Origin of the sequence: Streptomyces ferrugineus (assembly GCF_015160855.1) — a bacterium.
In the GTDB taxonomy this organism is placed as follows: domain Bacteria; phylum Actinomycetota; class Actinomycetes; order Streptomycetales; family Streptomycetaceae; genus Streptomyces; species Streptomyces ferrugineus.
Genome location: NZ_CP063373.1, coordinates 7,843,904 through 7,868,167, shown reverse-complemented (window position 1 = coordinate 7,868,167; position 24,264 = coordinate 7,843,904). Strand labels below are relative to the sequence as shown.

The following is a 24,264-nucleotide window of genomic DNA, read 5'->3' as shown; positions in this document are numbered from 1 at the left end:
GTGCTCGCCTCGGCCAAGGACGAGGAGACGGCCGCCCTGTAGGACGGGCAGGCACCTGAGTGCCGCGCCGCTACCACTGCCCCCGCCGATGCACCGCCGTACGCCCCACGACCGCCGCCAGCTTGCGCAGTCGGCGCCAGTCCAGGCGTGGGCCGCGCTGGGGGACGCCGGGGCGTTTGCGGGGGACGCGGACGCGTAGGGCGCCCGGGGTGATGCGGCAGTGGACCGGGGCGGGCAGGACCAGGGCCTCGCCGTCGATGCCGACCTCGATCTCCGGGCGGTCGGCGTCGATGATCACCTCGGGGGCGGTGAGGATGGTGAGGCCGCTCGGCGCGGGGTCGAGGAGCAGCGCGGCGGCCTCGGCCGCGCTGTCCACCCTGAGACCGAGCACGCCGAGGACGCCCGCGTCGAGGCGGTCGCGGCGGCCGAACCCGAAGGGGTCGTCCGTGCGGTAGGGGTTGTTGCTGACCAGCACGGCGTGCGGAGCGTCCAGCGTGGTGTCCGCCGCGCGGGCGGTCAGCCGCGGGCCCTGCTGACGGGTGAGCAGGTCGGGCAGCAGTTCCAGGCTGGTGCCGATCTTGTCGGCGCGGTAGCCGGGGCTCTGCACGATGGCCGCGTACGCCCCGAAGGAGGCGTTGTTGACGAAGGGCCGGCCGCCCGCGAAGCCGAGGTCGACACGGAGTTCCACGCCGTCGGTGAGCGCGTCCAGGCAGGCGGCGGGGTCCTCGCGGTCGAGGCCGAGGTCCATGGCGAAGTGGTTGCGGGTGCCGGCGCTGATCACCAGGAACGGGATGTCGTACGCGGCGGCCACGGCCGCGACCCGCGCCTGGGTGCCGTCCCCGCCCGCGACACCCAGCAGGTCCGCGCCCTCCGCCACGGCCTTGCGGGCCAGGGCGGTGACGTCCTGGTGCTGATCGGGGTCGAGGAGGACGACCTCGGCGCCGAGCCGTTCGGCCTTCTCCCTGAGCGCGAAGCGGCCCACCTTCCCGTCGCCCGAGCGGGGGTTCATGATCAGGACCGCCCGCCGCGGCGGCGCGGCCTTGCGCTCCCGCATCACCCGCACCCGTGTGCTGCCCGTGCCGCGCAGCGCGTACCGGCCGCTCCACACGGCCACCGCCCACAGCCCCAGGGACGCCAGCAGTGCCCAGAAGAGAGTGGCCGCGAACAGGGTGATCACGGCCGCCGGGACCGCCACCGCCAGCACGGCAGCCGCCCAGCGCACCGGTCCGCGCAGGGACAGCGTCCACCACACGGCGACCGCGCTCAGGCCCAGACCCGCCGCGCCGGCCACCAGCAGCAGGACACCGCCGACACCGCCGTACGCGAGCGGCACGAGCACCGCGAGCCCCGCGGCGGCCAACGCCGTCCGCGCCGCCCACCGCTGCGCCCGGTAGGCCCGCCCGCTCAAGTCCAGGCCCATGCGTCCTCCCTCGTCGGCGGACATCGTAGGCCTCGCACGAACGGCCTGGCTGTTTTGAACATGTTCAACTCCGGGCGTACGCTACCGCCATGAGCGACAGAGCCGCCCTGCTCAAGGGCATCCGTGTCTGGTTGGCCCTCTTCGTCGTCTGCCTGGTGCTCAGCGGCGCCACGGCCTTCCCCCTCGTCCACGAACTGCGCTGGACCGAGGACCTGTTGCGCGCGCTGTCCGTGCCGGAGCACCTGCCGGGCCTGATGGACTGGGTCGAGCGCGTCCGGCGCGGGCTCGACACCGCCGACGCCGACTACCCCTTCCTCCTCTACGGCACCGACTGGCTGGCCTTCGCCCACCTCGTCATCGCCGTCGCCTTCTACGGCCCGTACCGCGACCCGGTGCGCAACATCTGGGTCGTCGAGTTCGGGATGATCGCCTGCGCCGGCATCATCCCGCTCGCCCTGATCTGCGGGCCGATCCGCGGCATCCCCTTCTGGTGGTCGGTGATCGACATGTCGTTCGGCGTCTTCGGGGTGATCCCGCTGTACGCCGTACGGAAGAAGATCAAGCGGCTGGAGGCGCTCACGGCGCCCGCGGCACCTCCGGCCGCCGTCGCCGTCAGCGGTTGAACGCCGGGAAGGCGAAACGCTGGGCGATGGCCAGGCCGTCGCCCTTGGCGTCGGTCGAGTTGACGGAGTAGACGAGTGTTCGGGACAGATCGCGGGTAGCCGCCACGACCGTGTGGTAGCCGGGGCGGGATCCCGTCTTGCCCCAGACCGTCCGGCCGTTGACCTCGAACGGCGCGAACGGCGCGCCCATCCTGGCGTCGACCGCGTCCGGCACCGCGAACATCTCCTTCAGCTGCGGCTCGGGTACCACCCGGCCGCGGAACACGCCCACCAGCAGCCGCTCGAGGTCCGCGGTCGTCGAGATCATGTCGCCGGCCGCCCACCGGTCGGACATGTTCCACTCGGTCACGTCCACCAGCTTGCCGTCGATCCAGTCGTAGCCGCGGTTGTGCGGGCCGTGGACACGGGGGTCGGGGCCGGCGGGGAAGGAGGTGTGCCGCATGCCGAGCGGCCGGAAGATCCGTACGGCGGCCTGGTGGGCGTACGAGTCATCGGTGACCTTCTCGATCAGCATGGCGAGTACGGTGTAGTGGATGTTGCCGTAGACCTGTCGCTCACCGGGCGCGTACTCGGGGTCGGGGCCCTTGGCCACGGACGCGGCGACGACCTCGGCGGGCGTCAGGGTCTCGAAGCGGTGGGGGTACATCTCCTCGGTGGTGTTGCCGAGGGACTTGCCGGGCCGCAGACCGCTGGTGAAGTTCAGCAACTGCCGTACGGTGATGGGCTCGAAGTCCTCGGTGAGCAGGCCGGGCAGATACTGCTGCACCGTGCCGTCGAGGGAGATCAGCCCCTCGGCGGCCAGTTGCAGCACGATCGCCGCGGTCACGACCTTCGTCGTGGAACCGGCCCGGAAGCGGGCCTTCTCGATCGCCGGCGTCTTCGTCCTCATGTCCCGCACCCCGGCCGCCCCGTGCCAGCTCCCCTTGCCGCCCACGCGGATCAGCGCGGCCGTCGCGTCCCGGTCGGGCAGCCCGGCCAGCGCGGCGCACAGGGCCTCGACGTCCGGACCGGCGGGTGAGGCGGCCTCGATCGCCGCGGCGGAGCAGGAGGAGGCGGGGCGCGCGGCGGCCGTCCCGGCCAGCGGTATCGCGGTGAGCGCGAGGGCGATCGCGGAGGTGAGCAGGGCGGGAAGCGGACGTACGGGCATCGGCTGCTCCTGAGGTCGAGGGGATGTCCGTGATCATCGTCGCGGTGGTACGGACCCGGCCGGATCGTCGGCGAGGAGGGGCTCGCACCCTGGGAGTGCCCGGAGCGAATGCCGTATGGAGCAAGGGTGTTGTAGGGGATGGCCCTTACGGGCTCCCGGGTGCCGAAAAGTGTTATCGCCGCCCCCTTCACCGCGTCTCCACTCGCGTCCCCCCGTCCCCCACACCCGGGAGCGCCCCATGCCCCGCCCGTACCGGAACCGGAATGTGATCTCCGACATAGCCAACAGTGCAGGTCAGGCTGAGAAGGTGCGTGCGGGCAGCAAGTGACCCGGGAGAGGACGCACGTGGACGAGGCAGCCGGCCGGCAGTGGCGCCCCACCATCGCGGCGGCTCAGGCCGGTGACCGGCAGGCGCTGGACGAGCTGGTCGAGGGCTGGCTGCCGCTGGTCTACAACGTGGTCGGGCGCGCCCTGAACGGTCACGCCGACGTCGACGACGTGGTCCAGGAGACGATGCTGCGGGCCGTCGACAACCTCGGCTCGCTGCGGGACCCGGACAGCTTCCGGTCCTGGCTCGTCGCCATCGCCATGCGGCAGATCCGCGACCGGGCCCGCCGCAAGCAGCCCGTCCACCTCGACGAGTCGGCCGCGCACGAGGCCACCGACTTCGCCGAACTCACCGTGCTGCGGCTCCAGTTGGAGGGCCAGCGGCGGGAGGTCGCGGAGGCGGTGCGCTGGCTGGACGACGAGGACCGGCAACTGCTGTCGCTGTGGTGGCTGGAGGTCGCGGGCGAGCTGACCCGGCGCGAACTGGCCGCCGCGGCCGGCATCAGCAGGCAGCACGCCGCGGTCCGCGTCCAGCGGGTGAAGGAGCGGCTGGAGACCGCGCGCGGCATCGTGCGGGCGCTCGACGGCGCCTGCCCCGACCTGCGCGAGCTGACCGCCCGCTGGAACGGCCGGCCCGACTCGGTCTGGCGCAAGCGGCTGGCCCGGCACATCAGGGGCTGCGGCTACTGCGGCGGCACGCGTGAGGCCGTCGTACCGGCGGAGCGGCTCCTCGTCGGCATCGCGCTCGTCCCGATCCCGGTCGGCTTCACCCTCTCCCTGGCCCTCGGCGGCAAGACGGCGGTCGCGGCGACGGCCACGGCGACCTCCGTCGGCTGGTCCGCCAAGGTCATGGCCGCTATCACCCAGCCCGCCGTCGCGGTGACGGCCGGCGCGACCTTCGTCGCCGGTGGCGCCTACGTCGTCACCCAGACCCCCGACGCCCCGCCCCCGCGCACCGCTCCCACCACATCGAGCACGGCCCGACCGCCGTCGCCCACGCCGTCCGTGACGCCGACGACCGCGCCCTCACCGTCACAGACGCGGCAGGTCGAGCTGTACGGCACGGTCGTCGACGCCGTCGACCGGGCCCCGGACCCGAACGCCCGGCCCGCGGACCTGCCCCGGCGCCCCGAGTCCGGCATCACCAGCACCGGGGGCCGGCGGGCCGTGATGCAGCACCGCGGCGAGAGCGTCACCCTCAGCGGGCAGGGCTATGTCCTCGTGCGCTGGCAGATCGCCCCGCACGACCGGCCCGGCGGGCTGACCATGCCGACCTGGACCGGACTGAAGGGCAAGATCTTCCACGTCGCCTCCGGCGGCGGCCGCCGTATGGACGACGTCACCGGGCAGGCGTCCGACGGCGGCGACGTCACCGGCATGGGCGGCCCGGACACCGGCTACACCGTCCTGCCCGACGGCACCCAGCAGATGTGGCAGAACGAGTACTTCTACGTCGACGGCAGTGTCACCCTCACCGTGAACGAGCGCGGCGCCTCCTACGGCCTGACCGTCTTCCCGACGGACTGGGACGCGGTCACCGAGGACATCACGACCGGCCCCGACCAGGGCGCCATCCGCTACGGCCTGGTCCGCGACAACGGCGGGGACAGCGCGCCGGTGCCGCAGTACGTCACCCGCGCGACGCCGGCCGACCCGGCGACGGTGCCTCAGCGCTCCCGGGTGTGACCGCCGTCGCGCAGGGCCAGCAGGACGTCGAGGCGATTGGTGGTGATCGAGTCGACGCCGAGGTTCAGCAGCCGGCGCATGGAGCGGCGGGTGTCCGGGGTCCAGACGGACAGCAGTTGGCCGTCGCGGTGGACGCGCTCGGCGAGGGCGTGGTCGACCAGGCCGAAGCGGTAGTTCAGCCAGCGCGGGCGCACCACATCCAGCAGCGCGGGGCGCGGCGGCGCCAGCGTCGTCCAGGTCAGGGCGATCTCGGCGGCCGGGTCGGCGGCGCGCACGGCGAGCATGGCGGGGGCGCCCGCGCAGTAGTACACGCGGTCCTCGGCCCCGCACTCACGCACGACGTCCACGATCCGGCGTGCCGTGCGCACATCGGGCGTGCCGGGCAGGTCGAGCATCACCCGGCTCCCGTCGCACGCGGACAGCGCCTCCCGCAGCGTCGGCACCTCGCCCGCCGTCAGCCCCCGCACCTCGGCCGCCGACAGCGCCAGCAGCGGCCGGTCCTGCTCCCACAGCCGCTTCAGCGTGTCGTCGTGCAGCAGCACCGGCACGCCGTCCCTGGTGAGCCGTACGTCGATCTCCACCGCGTCCGCGCCGAGGCGGAGCGCGGACAGCAGGGAGTCGAGCGTGTTCTCGCGGACGCGGTAGGGGTCGCCGCGGTGGGCGACGGCGGTCACGTTCTGCATGAGGACATTGTGGTGGGCGCGGGGGCGGACACGGGGGAGCGCTGGGTGCGGGGCGTCCGGGTCAGGGGGCCAGCCAGCCCGTGGTGTACGTGTCGATCTCGGCCGCGATCCGGGCCTTGCCCGCCTCGTCGAGGAAGGACGCGGCCACGGCGTTCTTGGCCAGGTCGGCCAGACCCCGCTCGTCGAGGTCGAGGAGACGGGCGGCGACGGCGTACTCGTTGTTGAGGTCGGTGCCGAACATCGGCGGGTCGTCGGAGTTGACGGTGACCATCACCCCCGCCTTCGCGAACTCCTTGATCGGGTGCTCGTCGATCGTGCGGACCGCGCGGGTGGCGATGTTGGAGGTCGGGCACACCTCCAGCGGGATCCGGTGCTCGGCGAGGTGCGTCAGCAGCTTCGGGTCCCGCGCCGAGCTGGTGCCGTGCCCGATGCGCTCGGCCTGCAGATGGGTCAGGGCGTCCCAGACCGTCTCCGGGCCGGTGGTCTCGCCGGCGTGCGGCACCGAGTGCAGTCCGGCGGCGACGGCCCGGTCGAAGAACGGCTTGAACTGGGGCCTCGGTACACCGATCTCGGGTCCGCCGAGCCCGAAGGAGACCAGCCCCTCCGGCCGCACCCGGTCGTCGGTCGCCAGCCGCGCCGTCTCCTCGGCGGCCTCCAGCCCCGCCTCGCCGGGGATGTCGAAGCACCAGCGCAGCACGGTCCCGAACTCGGCCTCGGCCGCCTTGCGGGCGTCCTCGATCGCGTCCATGAACGCCTTCTCGTCGATGCCGCGGCGGGTGGAGGAGAACGGGGTGATGGTCAGCTCGGCGTAGCGCACCTGCTGCCGGGCCAGATCGCGGGCCACCTCGTACGTCAGCAGCCGTACGTCCTCCGGGGTGCGGATCAGGTCCACGACGGACAGGTACACCTCGATGAAGTGAGCGAAGTCCGTGAACGTGAAGTAGTCCGCCAGGGCCTCCGGGTCGGTGGGGACCTTGGAGTCGGGGTGGCGGGCGGCGAGTTCCGCGACGATGCGGGGGGAGGCGGAGCCGACGTGGTGGACGTGCAGTTCGGACTTGGGCAGTCCGGCGATGAAGGCGTGCAGATCGCGCGGGGCGCGTGCGTCGACGAGACGGTCGGTCAAGGTCCCTCCCCGGGAACGGCGTCCCGCGGCCGGGCGGGCCGGTGGCGGGACGCGGGTGATCGGCTGATCGGTGACTCGGGATCATCGTAGGCCTGGGGCATTCGACACACGCCCCAGGGCCGTGCGGGTGATGCCCGGGCCTTAGCATGACGGCACGTACGACAGAGGGGGTTCCGCGCATGTCCGACGACGCGCAGACGCCGGAGGCGGCGGAAGCGGGGGAGGCGAGGACCTCGCTGGAGAAGGGGGCGTCGCCGGACGGTCGGGGTTCGGTGGAGCCGGGCGGTGGTGGTGCGGCGGCGGAGTCCGGCCCCGAGACCGGGGGCCCCGGGTACACCCTTGCCTCCAACGAACCGCAGGCCTCCTGGCCCGCGCCGTCCGTGCACGATCAGCGGACGGTCACCTCGATGCCCTCCTCGGGTGTGCCTGCCGCGCCGACGGATGCCGTGCCGGCGCCTTCGCCGTGGGCTACCCCGTCCGCCGGGGCGAACCCCGGGATGCCGTCGGCCAACCCCTTCGCGGCGCCTGGGCCCGCCTCTTCCGGGCCGCCCAACCCCTTCGCGGCGCCGCCCGGGTCGGTCCCTCACGTCGCCCATGGCGAGCACGTCCCGCCGCCGCCGATCGCGCCCGGCGGGCCCGGGCAGGTGCCGTACGGCTATCCGGGCGGCCTTGCGCACGGCCACGGGTACGGCTATCCGCCTCCTGGTCCGGGCGCCCCCGGCTACTACGGCTGGCCCGGGATGCAGCCCCTGCCCAGCAACGGGATGGGTACGGCCGGGCTGGTGCTCGGGATCATCTCGGCGGTGGTCTTCTGCCTGTGGCCGGTGGCGATCATCGTGGGGGTGCTGGGGCTGATCTTCGGGTCGATCGGCCGTGCCAAGGCGCGGCGAGGTGAGGCGACGAATCCCGGTCAGGCGCTGGCCGGGATGATCTGCGGGGCGGCGGGTGTGGTGCTGGGGCTGGGGACGGTGGCGCTGGTGATCGCGACGTCGTAGTGGCGCCGGGGGTTTTCTCGCCCCCGCCGCCCCTACCCGTCCCGTCCCTGGGGGGCTGCCGCCCCCAGACCCCCCGCTTCGGCCCTGAACGGGCCTCGTCCTCAAACGCCGGACGGGCTGGATGGTGCCGACCGGCGAGGGGATGGTGTTGAGTCTGTTCTTGAATGCCGGACGGGCTGGGCGGTGCGGGTCGACGCTGGACTGTGGCGTCCTACCCCCGCAACCGCCCCCGCGCCGCCATCAACGCGAACCCCAGCAGATTCGGCCCCCGCCACCGCTCCGGATCCCCGGCGCCGTCGTCGCTCGCCGCCAGCCCGATCCCCCAGACCCGGTCCACCGGGCTCGCCTCGACCAGGACCCGCTCTCCCGTCGCCAGCAGGAACTCACGTAGGTCCGGGTGCGCGGAGAACTTGTGTATCGAGCCCTCGACGACGATCCGGAAGCGCTCCCGCTCCCATGTCGCGTCGTCGAACCCCCGCACCAGTCGGCCGGCCTTCTTCGCCTGGGACGGATGCCCCGCGGCCAGCACCCGCCGCTCCGCCTCCCCGTCGCCGAACAGCCGGGCCTTCTCGGCCATCATCCAGTGCTCGGCGGTCGCGTAGGACAGGCCGTCGACCTCGAAGGGGGACGGCCACCACTGGCTCAGGCAGCTCGCGCCGATCCTGCCGTCGGGGAGTGGGCGGTGCCCCCAGAAGTGCAGGTACTTGACTCTTGCCCCCGCGCGGACCTCCTGGATCAGGGCGTCCCAAGAATCGATCTTCGTCATGTGGCCGAGTCTGGCACGCACCACCGACAACCCGTCCTCGGTTTTCCAGGCCCACTCGACACCTGGTCGACAGATTCCGTCGCGTAATCAAAAGGCAACAACGGAATCACTTGTTGGAGTCCATCTGCTCTGCCAGGATCGGCAGTCAAATCGAGCCTGAGCCACGCCGGCCCCCTCATGGGGCACGGAGGGAGCGACATGCACAACCCGGGCACCGCCACCCCGGAACGATTCCCGGCCCAGGACCGCTTCGCGGACGGCGCGCAGTACATCGCGGGCCGATCGGCGAAGGGGACCTCGGGGCGTACCCACGCCGTCGTCGACCCTGCCACCGGCGAGGAGGTGTACACGTACGACCTGGCCGGTGCCGATGACGTCGATGCCGCGGTCGCCGCGGCGCGCGAGGCGTTCCCGGCCTGGGCCGCCGCCACCCCCGGCGAGCGTTCCGACGCGCTGCACCGGTTCGCCGCCGTGCTCGCCGAACGCGCCGAGGATTTCGCCCGCGCCGAATCGCTGCAGTGCGGGAAGCCGCTCAAGCTGACCCGTGAGTTCGACGTGCCGGGGACCATCGACAACACGTCCTTCTTCGCCGGTGCGGCACGGCAGCTGCAGGGGCAGTCCGCGGGGGAGTACTCCGGGGACCACACGTCGTACGTGCGCCGTGAGCCCATCGGCGTCGTCGGGTCCATCGCGCCCTGGAACTACCCCCTCCAGATGGCCGCCTGGAAGGTCCTCCCGGCCATCGCCGCGGGCAACACCATCGTGCTCAAGCCCGCCGAGCTCACCCCGCTGACCTCGCTGCTGTTCGCCCAAGCCGCCACCGACGCCGGGATCCCGGACGGGGTCGTCAACATCGTCACGGGGACGGGCAAGGAGGCCGGTGAGCATCTCGTCGGACACCCCGACGTCGCCATGACCTCCTTCACCGGCTCCACCGCCGTCGGCAAGCGCGTCGCCGAGATCGCCACCGGCACCGTCAAGCGGATCCACCTGGAGCTGGGCGGCAAGGCGCCCTTCGTCGTCTTCGACGACGCCGACCTCGAGGCCGCCGCCCACGGCGCCGTCGCGGGCTCGCTCATCAACACCGGGCAGGACTGCACCGCCGCCACGCGCGCGTACGTGCAGCGACCGCTGTACGAGGCGTTCGTGGAGCGGACCGCCGCCCTCATGGAGAGTGTCCGGCTCGGCGATCCGTTCGCGCCGGGCACCGACCTCGGCCCGCTGATCTCCCACGTCCAGCGCGACCGGGTCGCCGGCTTCGTCGAGCGTGCGCGTTCCTACGCGCGCGTGGTGACCGGCGGCGAGGCCCCCCAGGGCGAGCTCGAGAACGGCGCCTACTACCGGCCCACCCTGATCGCCGACGCCGCCCAGGACACCGAGATCGTCCAGTCCGAGATCTTCGGGCCGGTTCTGGTCGTGCTCCCGTTCGACAGTGACGACGAGGGGATCCGGCTGGCCAACGACACCCCGTACGGGCTCGCCGCCTCCGCGTGGAGCCGGGACGTCTACCGGGCGAACCGTGCCACCCGTGAGATCAAGGCGGGGTGCGTGTGGGTCAACGACCACATTCCGATCATCAGTGAGATGCCGCACGGCGGCTACAAGGCGTCCGGCTTCGGCAAGGACATGTCCGCGTACTCCTTCGAGGAGTACACCCAGATCAAGCACGTCATGTTCGACAACACCGCGGTGGCCGCGAAGGACTGGCACCGCACCGTCTTCGGGGACCGATAGCCAGATAGGCACCAGATCAGCAGGCGCGGCCGGGCGCCCGACCCTCGCCCGGCCGTTCCCTCCTCCGAAAGGGCACCACGCGCATGGAGCAGTACGAGCCCGACCGCCTGTCCCCGGCCCAAGTGGCCGCCATGCGGCGCAGCCTGAGCAACGGCCGGGCCGCCATGACCCGCCGTTCCCTGCTGCGCGCCTCCGCGGGCGGCGCGCTCGCGGTGGGCGGCCTTGGGACGCTCAGCGCCTGCGGGATCCCCGCGGCCGGCAAGACCGAGGGCGGCACGTCCGCCGAGGACCACTCGGCCCAGGAGAAGCAGGTCTCCTTCTCCAACTGGACCGAGTACATGGACGTCGACGACAGCGGCAAGCGCCATCCGACGCTGGAGCAGTTCACGAAGCGGACCGGCATCAAGGTCAAGTACACCGAGGACATCAACGACAACAACGAGTTCTTCGGGAAGATCAAGCCGCAGCTCGCGGCGGGGCAGGACACCGGCCGCGACATCGTCGTCCTGACGGACTGGCTCGCGGGACGGCTGATCCGGCTCGGGTGGGTCCAGAAACTGGACCCGTCCAACCTGCCGCACGCCTTCGCCAACCTGTCCCCGCAGTTCCGCGACCCCGACTGGGACCCGGGACGGGCCTACTCCTACCCCTGGCAGGGCATCTCGACCGTCATCGCCTACAACAAGAAGGCGCTCGACGGCGTCGAGGTGAAGACGCTGTCCGATCTGCTCGACAACCCCAGGCTCAAGGGCCGGGTCGGGCTGCTCACCGAGATGCGCGACACCATCGGGATGACGCTGCTCGACATGGACAAGGACCCCGCGAAGTTCACGGACGACGACTACGACGCCGCCGTCGCCCGCCTCCAGAAGGCCGTCGACAACAAGCAGATCCGCCGCTTCACCGGCAACGACTACACCTCCGACCTCACCAGCGGCGACTTCGCGGCATGTCTGGCCTGGGCCGGTGACGTCGTACAGCTCAAGGCCGACAGCCCGGACATCGACTTCCTGATCCCGGACAGCGGCTACATGACGTCCAGCGACAACATGCTCGTCCCCAACAAGGCCCGTCACAAGACGAACGCCGAGCGGCTCATCGACTACTACTACGAGCCGAAGGCCGCCGCCGAGCTCGCCGCCTACATCAACTACGTCTGTCCCGTGGACGGCGTGCGGGAAGAGCTCGCGAAGATCGACGAGGACGCGGCGAACAACCCGCTGATCCTCCCCGACAAGGCCATGCAGGCCAAGTCCCGCGCCTTCCGCTCCCTGAGCTCGAAGGAAGAGACGGCCTACGAAGAGAAGTTCGCGAAGCTCACAGGGGCGTGACCACACCATGACGAACGACACCAGCGGCGACGTCCGCCTCTCCGGCATCAGCAAGACCTACGGCTCCTTCACCGCCGTACACCCGCTCGACCTGACCGTCCCCCAGGGCTCCTTCTTCGCCCTGCTCGGCGCCTCCGGCTGCGGCAAGACCACCACCCTGCGCATGATCGCCGGTCTGGAGGAACCTTCCTCCGGCACCGTCCACCTCGGCGAGCAGGACGTGACCGCACTCCCGCCGTACAAGCGGCCGGTGAACACCGTCTTCCAGTCCTACGCCCTCTTCCCGCACCTCGACATCTTCGAGAACGTCGCCTTCGGCCTGCGTCGGCGCGGCATCAAGAGCGTGAAGAAGCAGGTCGAGGAGATGCTCGACCTCGTCCAGCTCGGCGAGCAGGCCCGCAAGAAGCCGCATCAGCTGTCGGGTGGCCAGCAGCAGCGGGTGGCCGTCGCCCGGGCCCTCATCAACCACCCCAAGGTGCTCCTCCTCGACGAGCCCCTCGGCGCCCTCGACCTCAAGCTGCGCCGCCAGATGCAGCTCGAGCTCAAGCGCATCCAGACCGAGGTCGGCATCACCTTCATCCACGTCACGCACGACCAGGAGGAGGCCATGACCATGGCCGACACGGTCGCCGTGATGAACGCGGGCCGCGTCGAACAGCTCGGCTCCCCGAACGACCTGTACGAGAACCCGAGCACGACGTTCGTCGCCAACTTCCTCGGCACCTCGAACTTCATCGAGGCCGAGGTCGACTCCAAGAGCGGCGACGACATCGTGCTGAAGGCGGGCGGCGGCAAGCTCGTGCTGCCCGAGTCGCGGTGCGGCGCGCCCACGACGACCGGCGGCAAGGTCCTGGTCGGCGTACGCCCCGAGAAGATCTCCCTCACCCACGCCGACGAGGCGGGGGAGATCCCCGAGGGCCGCAACCGGATCACCGGCAGGATCGCGGACTCCTCGTTCATCGGCGTCTCCACGCAGTACGTCGTCGACAGCCCCGTCTGCCCCGAGTTCGAGGTCTACGCCCAGAACATCGACCGCGACGCCCGGCTGGTGCCCGGCGCCGATGTCGTCCTGCACTGGAACCCGGCGCACACCTTCGGCCTCGACGCGGCCCAGTCCCTGCTTGCTGGGACAGTGGGCTCCGCCGGCACCGAGGAAGAGGCGGCGGTCTGATGGCGACACTCACCGAGGCGCCACCGCCGCTGTCCCCGGCGGCCGACGAGAAGAAGCCGCCGCGCAAGAGGGGCCGCTGGACGCCGTACTGGCTCCTGCTGCCCGGCATCCTGTGGCTGCTGATCTTCTTCGCGATGCCGATGATCTACCAGGCCTCCACGTCCGTGCAGACGGGCTCCCTGGAGGAGGGCTACCAGGTCACCTGGCACTTCGCGACCTACTGGGACGCGCTGTCCGAGTACTACCCGCAGTTCCTGCGCTCGGTGCTCTACGCCGGCTCGGCGACGATCCTGTGCCTGATCCTCGGCTATCCGCTCGCCTACCTGATCGCCTTCCGGGCCGGCCGCTGGCGGAACCTGATCATGATCCTGGTGATCGCGCCGTTCTTCACCAGCTTCCTGATCCGCACCCTCGCCTGGAAGACGATCCTCGCGGACGGCGGCCCGGTGGTCGGCGCCCTGAACACACTGCACGTCCTGGACGTCACCAGCTGGCTCGGCATGACCGAGGGCGACCGGGTGCTGGCCACACCGCTCGCGGTGGTGTGCGGTCTGACGTACAACTTCTTGCCGTTCATGGTGCTGCCGCTCTACACCTCGCTGGAGCGCATCGACCCACGGCTGCACGAGGCGGCCGGCGACCTGTACGCCAAGCCGGTCACCACCTTCCGCAGGGTCACCTTCCCGCTGTCGATGCCAGGCGTCGTCTCCGGCACCCTGCTGACCTTCATCCCGGCGGCCGGTGACTACGTCAACGCGGACCTGCTCGGCTCCACCGACACCCGCATGGTCGGAAACGTCATCCAGACGCAGTTCCTGCGGATTCTGGACTATCCGACGGCCGCGGCGCTCTCCTTCATTCTCATGGCCGCCATCCTCGTCATGGTGACGCTCTACATCCGCAGGGCCGGCACGGAGGATCTGGTTTAAATGACCGTCGTCAACTGGCTCAAGCGCAATCTCGTCGTCATCGCGGGACTGCTGACGCTCGCTTATCTCCTGCTGCCCAACGTCGTCGTGACGATCTTCTCCTTCAACAAACCGAAGGGGCGCTTCAACTACGCGTGGCAGGAGTTCTCCACGGACGCCTGGAAGGACCCGTGCGGAGTCTCCGGCTTGTGCGACTCGCTGGCGATCAGCCTTCAGATCGCGTTCTGGGCGACGCTCGGCGCCACGCTGCTCGGCACGCTCATCGCCTTCGCGCTGGTCCGCTACCGCTTCCGCGCCCGTGGCGCCATCAACTCGCTGATCTTCCTGCCGATGGCGATGCCCGAGGTCGTCATGGCGGCCTCGCTGCTCACCCTGTTCCTCAACATGGGCGCCCAGCTCGGCTTCTGGACGATCCTGATCGCCCACATCATGTTCTGCCTCAGCTTCGTCGTGGTCGCCGTCAAGGCGCGTGTGATGTCGATGGACCCGAGGCTGGAGCAGGCCGCGCAGGACCTGTACGCCGGACCGTTCCAGACGTTCGTCCGGGTCACCCTGCCGATCGCCGCCCCCGGAATCGCGGCGGGCGCGCTGCTCGCCTTCGCGCTCTCCTTCGACGATTTCATCATCACCAATTTCAACGCGGGCTCCACCGTCACCTTCCCGATGTTCGTCTGGGGATCGGCACAGCGCGGAACGCCCGTTCAGATCAATGTCATCGGTACGGCCATGTTCGTCGTCGCCGTACTGTTCGTCCTGACCTCGATGATCATCAGTAATCGCCGGAACAAGCAGAAGGCATAAACCCCGGTAGGGAGTTGAAATCATGGCCCCAAGCGCCATGACCCGTTGGACGAAGTCGCTTTCCGATGCCCAGCCGGTCCCGTACTGGCTGGACGACCCCGGCCGCCCCCGTCCCGAGGCCGCCCTCACCACCGCCGAGACCTGCGATGTGCTGGTCGTCGGCGGCGGATACAGCGGACTGTGGACCGCGCTGCTCGCCAAGGAGCGCGACCCGCAGCGGGACGTGGTGCTGCTGGAAGGCCGCGAGGTGGGCTGGGCCGCCTCCGGCCGCAACGGCGGCTTCTGCGCCGCCTCCCTCACCCACGGGCTGCCCAACGGGCTCGCCCGCTGGCCCGACGAGATCCACCAGCTGCAGGAGCTGGGCGCCCGCAACCTCGACGAGATCGAGAAGGCGGTCGCCCGCTACTCCCTGGACTGCGACTTCGAGCGCACCGGCGAGATCGACGTCGCGACCGAGACGTACCAGGCGTGGGAGCTGCGGGACTGGTACGAGGAGCTCGAACGCCAGGGGCTGGCCGACGGCGTGGAGTTCCTGGACGCCGACGCGGTACGGGAACAGGTCGACTCGCCGACATTCCGGGCGGGCCTGTACGACCGCCGGGGTGTCGCCATGCTGAACCCCGCCAAGCTGGTCTGGGGACTGAAGCGGGCGTGCCTCGACCTCGGCGTCCGCATCCACGAGCACACCCCCGCCCTCACCCTGAAGCCGTACGGCGCCGGCATGGCCGTACGCACCCCCTACGGCCAGGTCCGCGCCCGCAAGGTCGCCCTCGGCACGAACATCTTCCCCAACCTGGTCAGGCGCGTGCGCGCCTACACCGTCCCGGTCTACGACTACGCCCTGATGACCGAGCCGCTCAGCGCCGGGCAACTGTCCTCGATCGGCTGGAAGAACCGGCAGGGCCTCGGCGACTCGGCGAACCAGTTCCACTACTTCCGCCTCTCCGCCGACAACCGCGTCCTCTGGGGCGGCTACGACGCGATCTACCCGTACGGCGGTCGGGTCCGTGCCGAATACGACGACCGCCCGGAGACGTACGCCAAGCTCGCCGGGCACTTCTTCACCTGCTTCCCGCAGCTGGAGGGCGTCCGCTTCACCCACGCGTGGGGCGGCGCGATCGACACCTGCTCGCGCTTCTCGGCGTTCTTCGGCACCGCCCACCAGGGCAACGTGGCGTACGCGGCCGGTTTCACCGGTCTCGGCGTCGGCGCGACCCGGTTCGGCGCCGACGTGATGCTGGATCTGCTGGCGGGGGAGCGCACGGAGCGCACACAGCTGGAAATGGTCCGCAAGAAGCCGCTGCCGTTCCCGCCCGAGCCCTTCGCCTGGACCGGCATCGCGCTCACCAAGTGGTCGCTGGCCCGCGCGGACGCGCACGGCGGGCGGCGCAATCTGTGGCTGAGGACGATGGACCGGCTGGGCCTCGGCTTCGACAGCTGATGTGATCCAAGTCACTTTGAACTGGTCGGGAAAACCCGCGTAATGCCGGCCGGGTGACCCCCCTCTCCCTCGTGACGCGACCAGCGTCCACGACAGACAGGGAGGTCACCGCCATGACAGGGGCGAAGACGGCGGTCGAGTGGCTGGCATCCGCCGCTCCGAATCCCGAGGCCTGCCGCTGGGAGTGGGAACGCAACCCCCTCGGGGTCGCGCTGCTGCCGGCCGGCAAGGCCTGGGACGTACTCATCCTGCCGGGCGAACTCGGCTATCCGACCCTCGACGTCCTCACTCGCATCCTCGACCAACTCGGTCCGGTCCTGGTCGACTTCGGCGACTCGCGCATGGGCTTCTTCGTGCCGCCCGGCACGGCCGCCCGCTGGCTCGGCACCGGCATCCGCACGGCCGGGGCCGGCACCTGGATCGTCGTCCCGTACCCGGGCCGTGCCACCGGCGGCATCCGCTGGCTGGTCCCACCGGACGGCACCGGCACCCTCACCGACCCGGCCCTCCTCGAACTGGCCATGCACGAGGCGGCGGCGGGGCTGGCCGCGGAGGAGGACCGCTAGCCTGCGCGAACCCTTGACAAGGGCAATTGGTCTGGACCAAGTTGAGGGCGGCTCCACCCTGACTCCACCCTCCAAATCCCCCATGCCCGGAGGCACTTGTGGATCGCTTCAGACCCCTCGCCCTCCTCACCGCCGCGGCACTGACCCTGCCCGGCCTCACCGCGCTCTCGTCGGCCGCCCGTGCGGCAGACGCGGACCTCGCCCGCAACGGAGGTTTCGAAGCCGGCCTCGACGGCTGGACCTGCACGGCCGGCACGACCGTCAACTCACCTGTCCGCAGCGGCGACTCGGCCCTCCAGGCGACCCCGGCCGGAGCCGACAACGCGCGCTGCGCCCAGACGGTGACCGTGCGACCGGACTCCCAGTACACGCTGTCCGGCTACGTCCGCGGCTCCTACGTCCACCTCGGCGCGAGCGGCACCGGCACCACCGACGTCTCCACCTGGACCCAGTCGGCCCCCGGTTGGCAACAGCTCACGACGGCCTTCCGCACGGGCCCCGCCACCACCCGCGTCACCATCTACACCCACGGCTGGTACGGCACCGGCGCCTACCACGCCGACGACATCACCCTCGTCGGCCCGGGCGGCGACACCGCCCAACCGCCCGCGGCGCCGACCGGCCTGAAGACGGGCGCGGTCACCGCATCCACCGTCGCCCTGTCCTGGTCGCCGGTGCCCGGCGCGACGGGCTACGCGGTCTACCGCGACGGCGCCAAGGCTCAGACGGTGACCGGCACTTCGGCGACAATCGGCGGCCTCTCGCCCGCCACGGCGTACCGCTTCCAGGTCGCCGCGGAGAACGAGGCGGGCGAGTCGGCGAGGTCGGCCACGGTGACGGCCACGACCACCGAGGGACCGGACGGCGGCGGCACCGACCTCCCGGCGCACGCCCTGGTCGGCTACCTCCACGCGAGCTTCGCCAACGGCTCCGGCTACACCCGACTCGCCGACGTCCCCGACAGCTGGGACGTCATCGACCTGGCCTTCGGCGAACCCACCTCGGTCACCTCGGGCGACATACGCTTCGAGCGCTGCCCGGCCACCGAGTGCCCGAACGTCGAGTCCGACGCCGACTTCAAGGCGGCGATCAAGGCCAAGCAGGCGGCCGGCAAGAAGGTGCTGATCTCCATCGGCGGTCAGAACGGCCAGGTGCAGCTGACGACCACGGCGGCGCGGGACACCTTCGTCACCTCGGTCTCCAAGATCATCGACGAGTACGGCCTCGACGGTCTGGACATCGACTTCGAGGGCCACTCCCTCGCCCTGAACGCCGACGACACCGACTTCAAGAACCCCAGGACCCCGGTGATCGTCAACCTCATCTCGGCGCTGAAGACCCTCAAGGCCCGCTACGGCGACGCCTTCGTGCTGACGATGGCCCCCGAGACCTTCTTCGTCCAGCTCGGCTACCAGTACTACGGCACCGGCCCCTGGGGCGGCCAGGACCCGAGGGCGGGGGCGTACCTCCCGGTCATCCACGCCCTGCGCGACGACCTGACGCTCCTGCACGTCCAGGACTACAACTCGGGCCCGATCATGGGCCTCGACAACCAGTACCACTCCATGGGCGGCGCCGACTTCCACATCGCCATGACCGACATGCTCCTCACCGGCTTCCCGGTCGCGGGCGACGCTAGCAACGTCTTCCCGCCCCTGCGCCCCGACCAGATCGCGATCGGCATGCCGGCCTCGGCCAACGCGGGCAACGGTCACGTCCCGCCGGCCGAGGTCACCAGGACCCTCGACTGCCTGACGAAGAAGACCGACTGCGGTTCCTACGCGACCCACGGCACCTGGCCGGGCCTGCGCGGGCTGATGACGTGGTCGATCAACTGGGACCGGTACGGGGGCTGGGAGTTCCAGCGGACGTTCGACGGCTACTTCGGCTGACGGCGGCCCGGCATGCTCGCGTTGACGGAGCAGGCGCCTCGACGCCTACTCCGACGACGTCGCCTTCAACGCCAGCCACAGCTCCATCCGCACATCCGCGTCGTCCAGCGACCGCCCCAGAATCTCCTCCACCCGCCGCATCCGGTACCGCAGGGTATGCCGATGCACACCCAGATCGGCGGCCGCCGCGTCCCACTGCCCGTGCCGCGACAGCCACGCCCGCAGCGAGGCCACCAGATCCCCCCGCCCGGTCGCGTCGTGCTCGTGCAGCGCCCGCAGCAGCCCGTCCGCGAACGCCTTCACCGCGTCGTCCGCGAGCAGCGGCAGCACGGACCCCGCCGCCAGCTGCTCGTGCTCCACGAAGACGCGCCCCCGCCGCCGCGCCACCGACAGCGCCTGCTCGGCCTGCTTGTACGCCGCCGCCGCGGCGATGGGCCCGGCCGGTGCCGAGAGCCCGACGACCAGTTCGTCCTCGGCGGTGCCCGCGGCCTGTTCCGGTACGGCCCCCGACCGCGCCGCCTCCAACGCCGCCGCGTACCGCGCGCACTCCGACACCGCCGCGCCCTCGTCCGCCGCGAGCACCACCAGCCGCGCCGTCTCTCCCTCACCCTCCGGCACCACCAGCACCGCCTCGCCGGCCCGGGCCGCCGCGGACTCGACGATCTCGGTGAGGGCGCCCAGGGGATCGCCGTTGGTGTCGGACACGGCGACCAGCGGCTGGGCGGTCGGCTCGGTGAGCGTCACCCGGGACCCGGAGTCCACCACCCGGGCCGCCGACACCGACCCCGCGTCCGCGACGATCACCCGGAAGGGGGTGTCCAACAGGTCGCCGTACAGATTCCCCGCCACCGCCCGCGCATGGTCGGGCTCGCCGGCGAGCAGCATGCGCAGCACGGCCGCGCCGACCCGCTGCTCGGCCGCCTGGAGGGAGCGTGAACGCTCGGTCGTCAGGGTCAGCAGGGCGATCGCCGAGTGCACGGCGTAGCGCTCCGCCGTGCCCAGCGCGGCCGCCGTACCGACGGCCAGCGCCGCCCGTGGCCGACGGCCCGTGCCCAGGGTGTGCAGCTCGACCCGGTCCTCGTTCTCCGGGCCGCCCACCACGGACGACGCCGGCGCGGGCCGCTCCCGCAGCCGCTCCACGTCCGCCGTGAGCCGCGCCGCCCGCCGGCCCGCCCACTCCGGTGCCGTCGCGACGACGGCACCGGAGGCGTCGTACAGCGCCGCCCAGCCGTCCACCTGCGAGGCCAGCGCGGTCAGCAGCCCCTCCGGGCCGTCGGTCAACGCCTGCTTGGTCAGCTCCCGTTGGGCCGCGAAGCCCGCCGTCACCGCCCGGTACTGCTCCGCCGCGATGGCCGCCGACACCGCCTTGCTGATGGCGAGGAAGGGGGTGCGGCGCGGCACCTCCAGCAGCGGCAGGTCCTCCTGCGCCGCCGCGTCGACCAGGGCCTTGGGGACGTCCTCGTAGTGGACGCCCACCGCGAAGCCGAGCCCCACCACGCCCGCGCCCACCAGGCGCCGCACATAGCGCCGCATCGCCTCGGGGTTCTCCGCGTCCAGCTTCAGCGCGGTGATCAGCAGCAGCTCGCCGCCCTCCATATAAGGGACGGGGTCGGCCAGCTCGCTCGCGTGCGCCCAGCGGACGGGGACGTCCAGACGGTCCTCGCCCGCCCGCACGGTCAGCTTGAGCGCGGAGTGGTGGACCAGCGAGGCGAGGGTCGGGGGCATGAGACCTTCAGAGGGATGTGATCGTCGTGATCTTTTGGCCGCCGTGTATGAACGGCCTGTGACGATTCTGCCTCACCGTACGGTCACCTCGTCACTTCATCCGCGCAGATCCACCAGCAGCGGCGGCGCGTGCTCGCCCTGGACATTGGTGAGCGACAGCACGGCGTGCCCCGGCGGCACCCCGTGCGCCAGCTCGGACGCCGACCAGCGCTCCCGCTCGACCTGGCGGACCGTCACCGCACGCGCGGTCGGCGCCTTTCCGGTGATCACCCGCCGCAGCGCGTGCACCGCCTTGCCGGCCGGTGTCTCCGCGATGATCTGCCGGTCGGTGACGTCCCGCGCCTCGGTCCACTCCTTGCCCCAGACCTCGGCGAAGTCCTGACCGTCCCAGGGCGTCACCCCGGCCAGCGCCATCCGGCACCCGGCGGCCCCGAGCAGCGGCCCGCGCAGCGGCCTCGGTACGTCGTCCAGGGTGCGCAGCGTCAGCACGGCGCCGGCGTTGCCCGACCGCAGCCGCTGGATGCCCCGCACGGCTTCGGGCGTCACGGCCCCGGTGGCGTCGTCCAGCACCAGGCACGCGAACAGCGACCGGTCCTCCCGTACCGCCACACTCGCCGTGAACTGGGCCAGCACCAGCCGCGCCAGCATCCGGGAGGCCTCGGCGTGCCCGCGCGCAGGCAGGTCGATACGGACCCGGACAGGGTGGTCGAGGGACTTCAGCGTGAACGGCCGCGACTGCCCGGACGTGTCGAAGAACCCGGCGAACGCCGGCCGGTCGAGCAGCGCCACCCGGTCCGCGAGCGCGGCCGCCACATCGCCCGGGTGCCCCAACTGCCGCTCCCGGGCGTCCAGTTCGCGAATGAGCGACTCCTGTCCGGAGCCCTGCAGCGCCGTGCGCAGCGCACCGAGCGCGTCGGTCGAGCCGTCCAGGAGCTGACGTAGCTCGGGCACGGACGGGAAGCGGTCGTGCACGGCCCGGAACGGCCCGAGGAGCTGGGCCAGCACGGTCGTGGAGCGGCGGCTGTCGCTGCCCGGATGCGGATCGGCGAGATCCCCGACGAGTGCCTCGGCGAGCACAGCCGCCGCCTCGTCGGGATCGCTGGTGCCGCCGTACAGGTCCAGGTCGTAGACCGAGTCCGGGTTCCCGATCTGTACGACGACGTCATACCCGTCGGCCGGTCCCAGCCCCGCGCCCGCCGCGCCGACCACGACCACCGAGGCCCGCCCGGCCAGCGCGTGCAGACACAGCGACTCGGCGAGCGGCCGCACCACGGTACCGGTCTTGCCGGACCCGGCCGGGCCGACCGCGAGCAGGGAGGTGCCGAGCAGATCGGGGCCCAGGCCCAGGCCGGTGCCGCGATAGGCGTACGGATTGCGCGGGTCGTCGGCGGTCGTGCCGAGCCGCACCTGGCCGCTGACGAGGTCGTGCCGGGCGACGCGGGAGGGCAGGTCGCGCTCGCCGGAGGGGTGCAGACAGGCGGCGGCGCCGTCCTTGAGCACGGCACCCCTGAAGGTCGCCAGGTCGTGCCGCCCACTGCGCACGCCCTGCCAGGCACGGGCGATCCGGGCGTAGTCGACGTCCCGCATCACCCCCGACCGCGCATCACCGGCAAGCCGCTCAGCAGCATCGACGGCCCCGGCGGCCCGCATCGCCGGCCAGGACGAGGGGTCCTCCGGAGGAATCGCGGGCTCCTGCTGGCGCTCGGGCCGCTTCAGACGAGGCGCGACGAACCGCCGCCAGACCTCTCCCCAGCGGCCGAGTTTGCCCGCGGCCATCATGATGATCAGGACGACGAGCAGGTCGTAGCCGTCGTAGAGCAACAGGTTGCCGACCCTGCTGTCGCTACCGCGCCAGGAGTCGGGGACGATCAGGTCGAACGGAATGAACCACCAGCCTCCGAGGTAGCCGTTCGACAACAGAGACCAGATCAGCCACCCCACGAGAAACGCGACCAGAGCCCCGCTCAGCAACTGCCGGGTCGGAATCTCTTCCGGCTCCTGATCCGGCCGAGGGACATGCCCGAACCGCCATACACCGGGTGCCGCCTCCGGTCGGGGCGTCCGTAGCCAAGCCAAAAACGCCGAACCACCCGAAACCGGCGGCGCCGACGGCATCGGTGGCACGGCGGAGCGTGATCGCGGCACAGGCGTCGCATGCGTGCCCCGCGCGTCCTGCGTCCCGTCGCTGTCCATCGCCCTTGCCCCCTGACCAGCCGTTCCATCCGTGGCATCCACCATCAGCGAGTCAATCTAACGCCCTCCCCTGGGGAGTTCACCGCTTACACGGCCGGGTGTCTTCGCGAACGCCATGTCCACCACGGACAACATGCCCTCCCGACAACGCCCACATGGAGCATGCCCACCCCCCGCTCCCGCCCCTAGCCTGCGAGAAAAGAACAAGACAAGCGTCCGCAAAACCCCCAGGAGCCCCTCATGAGCGACCTTCCTCAGGAGCGCCGCGTCGTCACCGCCATCCCCGGTCCGAAGTCGCAGGAGCTGCAGGCCCGCCGTACCGCCGCGGTCGCGCAGGGCGTGGGCTCCGTGCTGCCCGTGTTCACCGCGCGCGCGGGCGGCGGCATCATCGAGGACGTCGACGGCAACCGGCTCATCGACTTCGGTTCCGGCATCGCAGTGACGTCCGTCGGCGCCTCCGCCGAGGCCGTCGTACGCAACGCGACCGCGCAGCTCGCCGACTTCACCCACACCTGTTTCATGGTCACGCCCTACGAGGGCTACGTCGCCGTCGCCGAGGCGCTGGCCGAGCTGACGCCCGGTGACCACGCCAAGAAGTCGGCGCTGTTCAACTCCGGCGCCGAGGCCGTCGAGAACGCCGTCAAGATCGCGCGGTCGTACACCAAGCGCCAGGCCGTCGTCGTCTTCGACCACGGCTACCACGGGCGTACCAACCTGACCATGGCGCTGACCGCCAAGAACATGCCGTACAAGCACGGCTTCGGGCCGTTCGCGCCCGAGGTGTACCGGGTGCCGGTGGCGTACGGCTACCGCTGGCCGACCGGTGCCGAGAACGCGGGCCCGGAGGCCGCCGCGCAGGCCATCGACCAGATCAGCAAGCAGGTCGGCGCGGAGAACGTCGCCGCGATCGTCATCGAGCCGGTCCTCGGCGAGGGCGGGTTCATCGAGCCGGCCAAGGGCTTCCTCCCGGCGATCAGCAAGTTCGCCGCCGACAACGGGATCGTCTTCGTCGCGGATGAGATCCAGTCCGGCTTCTGCCGTACGGGGCAGTGGTTCGCGTGTGAGGACGAGGGCGTCGTTCCTGATCTGATCACCACGGCCAAGGGCATCGCCGGTGGTCTTCCGCTCGCCGCCGTGACCGGTCGCGCCGAGATCATGGACGCCGCGCACGCGGGCGGCCTGGGCGGCACCTACGGCGGCAACCCGGTCGCCTGCGCCGGTGCGCTGGGGGCGATCGAGACCATGAAGGAGCTCGACCTCAACGCCAGGGCGAAGAACATCGAGGCGGTCATGAAGGCCCGCCTCGCCGCCATGGCCGAGAAGTTCGACATCATCGGCGACCTCCGCGGCCGTGGCGCCATGATCGCCATCGAGCTGGTCAAGGACCGCACCACCAAGGAGCCGAACCCGGAGGCGACCGCCGCGCTCGCCAAGGCCTGCCACGCCGAGGGCCTGCTGGTCCTGACCTGTGGCACTTACGGCAACGTGCTGCGCTTCCTGCCCCCGCTGGTCATCGGCGAGGACCTGCTGAACGAGGGCCTCGACATCATCGAGCAGGCCTTCACCCGCATCTGAGGTCACGGCAAAACCACTGGTGAGCACCAGGTTCCCGGCCCCGGGAACCCCTTGCGCCCCGGTCCCGGCGCCATCCGTGGTTCCGGGGCTGGGGCGGCTACCGTCAGAGCGTGTGAAGAAGGTGTGCGAGGTGGAT

General features: G+C 71.3%; 18 protein-coding genes and 1 pseudogene. 12 read left to right on the top strand and 7 right to left on the bottom strand.

From position 1 onward, the window contains the following. Positions 1-70: 70 nt before the first annotated feature. On the bottom strand, positions 71-1,420 hold the full coding sequence (locus IM697_RS35000; protein ID WP_194040097.1) for a diacylglycerol/lipid kinase family protein: 1,350 nt from the start codon (positions 1,418-1,420) through the stop codon (positions 71-73). Positions 1,421-1,509: 89 nt separating this feature from the next. Between IM697_RS35000 and IM697_RS34995 the strand changes: the two genes are divergently transcribed. Beyond that, a complete protein-coding gene (locus tag IM697_RS34995) occupies positions 1,510-2,043 on the top strand; it encodes a hypothetical protein (RefSeq protein ID WP_194040096.1) in 534 nt (177 codons plus the stop codon). On the opposite strand, the gene IM697_RS34990 is transcribed toward IM697_RS34995, so the two are convergent. Then, positions 2,033-3,190: a serine hydrolase domain-containing protein gene (locus IM697_RS34990; protein ID WP_194040095.1), complete on the bottom strand. Its 1,158-nt coding sequence runs from the start codon at positions 3,188-3,190 to the stop codon at positions 2,033-2,035. The genes IM697_RS34995 and IM697_RS34990 overlap by 11 nt on opposite strands. A gap of 345 nt (positions 3,191-3,535) precedes the next feature. Between IM697_RS34990 and IM697_RS34985 the strand changes: the two genes are divergently transcribed. After that, positions 3,536-5,203: a sigma-70 family RNA polymerase sigma factor gene (locus IM697_RS34985; RefSeq protein WP_228044298.1), complete on the top strand. Its 1,668-nt coding sequence runs from the start codon at positions 3,536-3,538 to the stop codon at positions 5,201-5,203. Here the strand turns inward: IM697_RS34985 and IM697_RS34980 are convergent. After that, positions 5,185-5,886 carry a glycerophosphodiester phosphodiesterase gene (locus tag IM697_RS34980; protein WP_194040093.1) on the bottom strand — a complete coding sequence of 234 codons (702 nt, stop codon included), beginning with the start codon at positions 5,884-5,886 and terminating at the stop codon, positions 5,185-5,187. The genes IM697_RS34985 and IM697_RS34980 overlap by 19 nt on opposite strands. 61 nt (positions 5,887-5,947) lie before the next feature. After that, a pseudogene (locus IM697_RS34975) lies at positions 5,948-7,110 on the bottom strand (adenosine deaminase). A 78-nt stretch (positions 7,111-7,188) separates the two neighbouring features. On the opposite strand from IM697_RS34975, the gene IM697_RS45190 reads away from it, so the two are divergent. Then, positions 7,189-8,004, top strand: coding sequence for a DUF4190 domain-containing protein (locus IM697_RS45190; protein ID WP_228044297.1), 816 nt, complete (start codon positions 7,189-7,191; stop codon positions 8,002-8,004). Positions 8,005-8,215: 211 nt separating this feature from the next. On the opposite strand, the gene IM697_RS34965 is transcribed toward IM697_RS45190, so the two are convergent. Next, positions 8,216-8,770: an NADAR family protein gene (locus tag IM697_RS34965; protein WP_194040091.1), complete on the bottom strand. Its 555-nt coding sequence runs from the start codon at positions 8,768-8,770 to the stop codon at positions 8,216-8,218. 198 nt (positions 8,771-8,968) lie between these two features. Between IM697_RS34965 and IM697_RS34960 the strand changes: the two genes are divergently transcribed. The 8 genes from IM697_RS34960 to IM697_RS34925 all read left to right on the top strand — a co-directional run bounded on the left by IM697_RS34960 (position 8,969) and on the right by IM697_RS34925 (position 18,635). After that, complete coding sequence (locus IM697_RS34960) at positions 8,969-10,504, top strand: gamma-aminobutyraldehyde dehydrogenase (protein WP_194040090.1); 1,536 nt, start codon at positions 8,969-8,971, stop codon at positions 10,502-10,504. Between the two features lie 83 nt (positions 10,505-10,587). Then, a complete protein-coding gene (locus IM697_RS34955) occupies positions 10,588-11,835 on the top strand; it encodes an ABC transporter substrate-binding protein (protein ID WP_194040089.1) in 1,248 nt (415 codons plus the stop codon). A 7-nt stretch (positions 11,836-11,842) separates the two neighbouring features. Further along, positions 11,843-13,006 carry an ABC transporter ATP-binding protein gene (locus IM697_RS34950; protein ID WP_194040088.1) on the top strand — a complete coding sequence of 388 codons (1,164 nt, stop codon included), beginning with the start codon at positions 11,843-11,845 and terminating at the stop codon, positions 13,004-13,006. Further along, positions 13,006-13,935: an ABC transporter permease gene (locus IM697_RS34945; protein WP_194040087.1), complete on the top strand. Its 930-nt coding sequence runs from the start codon at positions 13,006-13,008 to the stop codon at positions 13,933-13,935. Before IM697_RS34950 ends, IM697_RS34945 begins: the two co-directional genes overlap by 1 nt. Further along, positions 13,936-14,736, top strand: a complete 801-nt coding sequence (locus IM697_RS34940) for an ABC transporter permease (RefSeq protein ID WP_194040086.1) — start codon at positions 13,936-13,938, stop codon at positions 14,734-14,736. Positions 14,737-14,758: 22 nt separating this feature from the next. After that, positions 14,759-16,177 carry an NAD(P)/FAD-dependent oxidoreductase gene (locus tag IM697_RS34935; protein ID WP_194040085.1) on the top strand — a complete coding sequence of 473 codons (1,419 nt, stop codon included), beginning with the start codon at positions 14,759-14,761 and terminating at the stop codon, positions 16,175-16,177. A 113-nt stretch (positions 16,178-16,290) separates the two neighbouring features. Next, the gene (locus IM697_RS34930; RefSeq protein ID WP_194040084.1) at positions 16,291-16,743 is read left to right on the top strand and encodes a bifunctional DNA primase/polymerase; all 453 of its coding nucleotides are present in this window, start codon (positions 16,291-16,293) and stop codon (positions 16,741-16,743) included. Between the two features lie 98 nt (positions 16,744-16,841). After that, positions 16,842-18,635, top strand: coding sequence for a chitinase (locus tag IM697_RS34925; RefSeq protein ID WP_194040083.1), 1,794 nt, complete (start codon positions 16,842-16,844; stop codon positions 18,633-18,635). Between the two features lie 45 nt (positions 18,636-18,680). Here the strand turns inward: IM697_RS34925 and IM697_RS34920 are convergent, their stop codons facing one another. Both IM697_RS34920 and IM697_RS34915 read right to left on the bottom strand, forming a co-directional pair. Further along, entirely contained in the window at positions 18,681-20,360 is a 1,680-nt protein-coding gene (locus IM697_RS34920; protein ID WP_194040082.1) for a PucR family transcriptional regulator, read from the bottom strand. A gap of 96 nt (positions 20,361-20,456) precedes the next feature. Beyond that, on the bottom strand, positions 20,457-22,553 hold the full coding sequence (locus tag IM697_RS34915) for an ATP-binding protein (protein WP_194040081.1): 2,097 nt from the start codon (positions 22,551-22,553) through the stop codon (positions 20,457-20,459). Positions 22,554-22,793: 240 nt separating this feature from the next. Here IM697_RS34915 and gabT point away from each other — a divergent pair, with 240 nt between their 5' ends. Then, the gene (gene gabT / locus IM697_RS34910; protein WP_194040080.1) at positions 22,794-24,128 is read left to right on the top strand and encodes a 4-aminobutyrate--2-oxoglutarate transaminase; all 1,335 of its coding nucleotides are present in this window, start codon (positions 22,794-22,796) and stop codon (positions 24,126-24,128) included. The last annotated feature ends 136 nt before the right edge of the window (positions 24,129-24,264 follow it).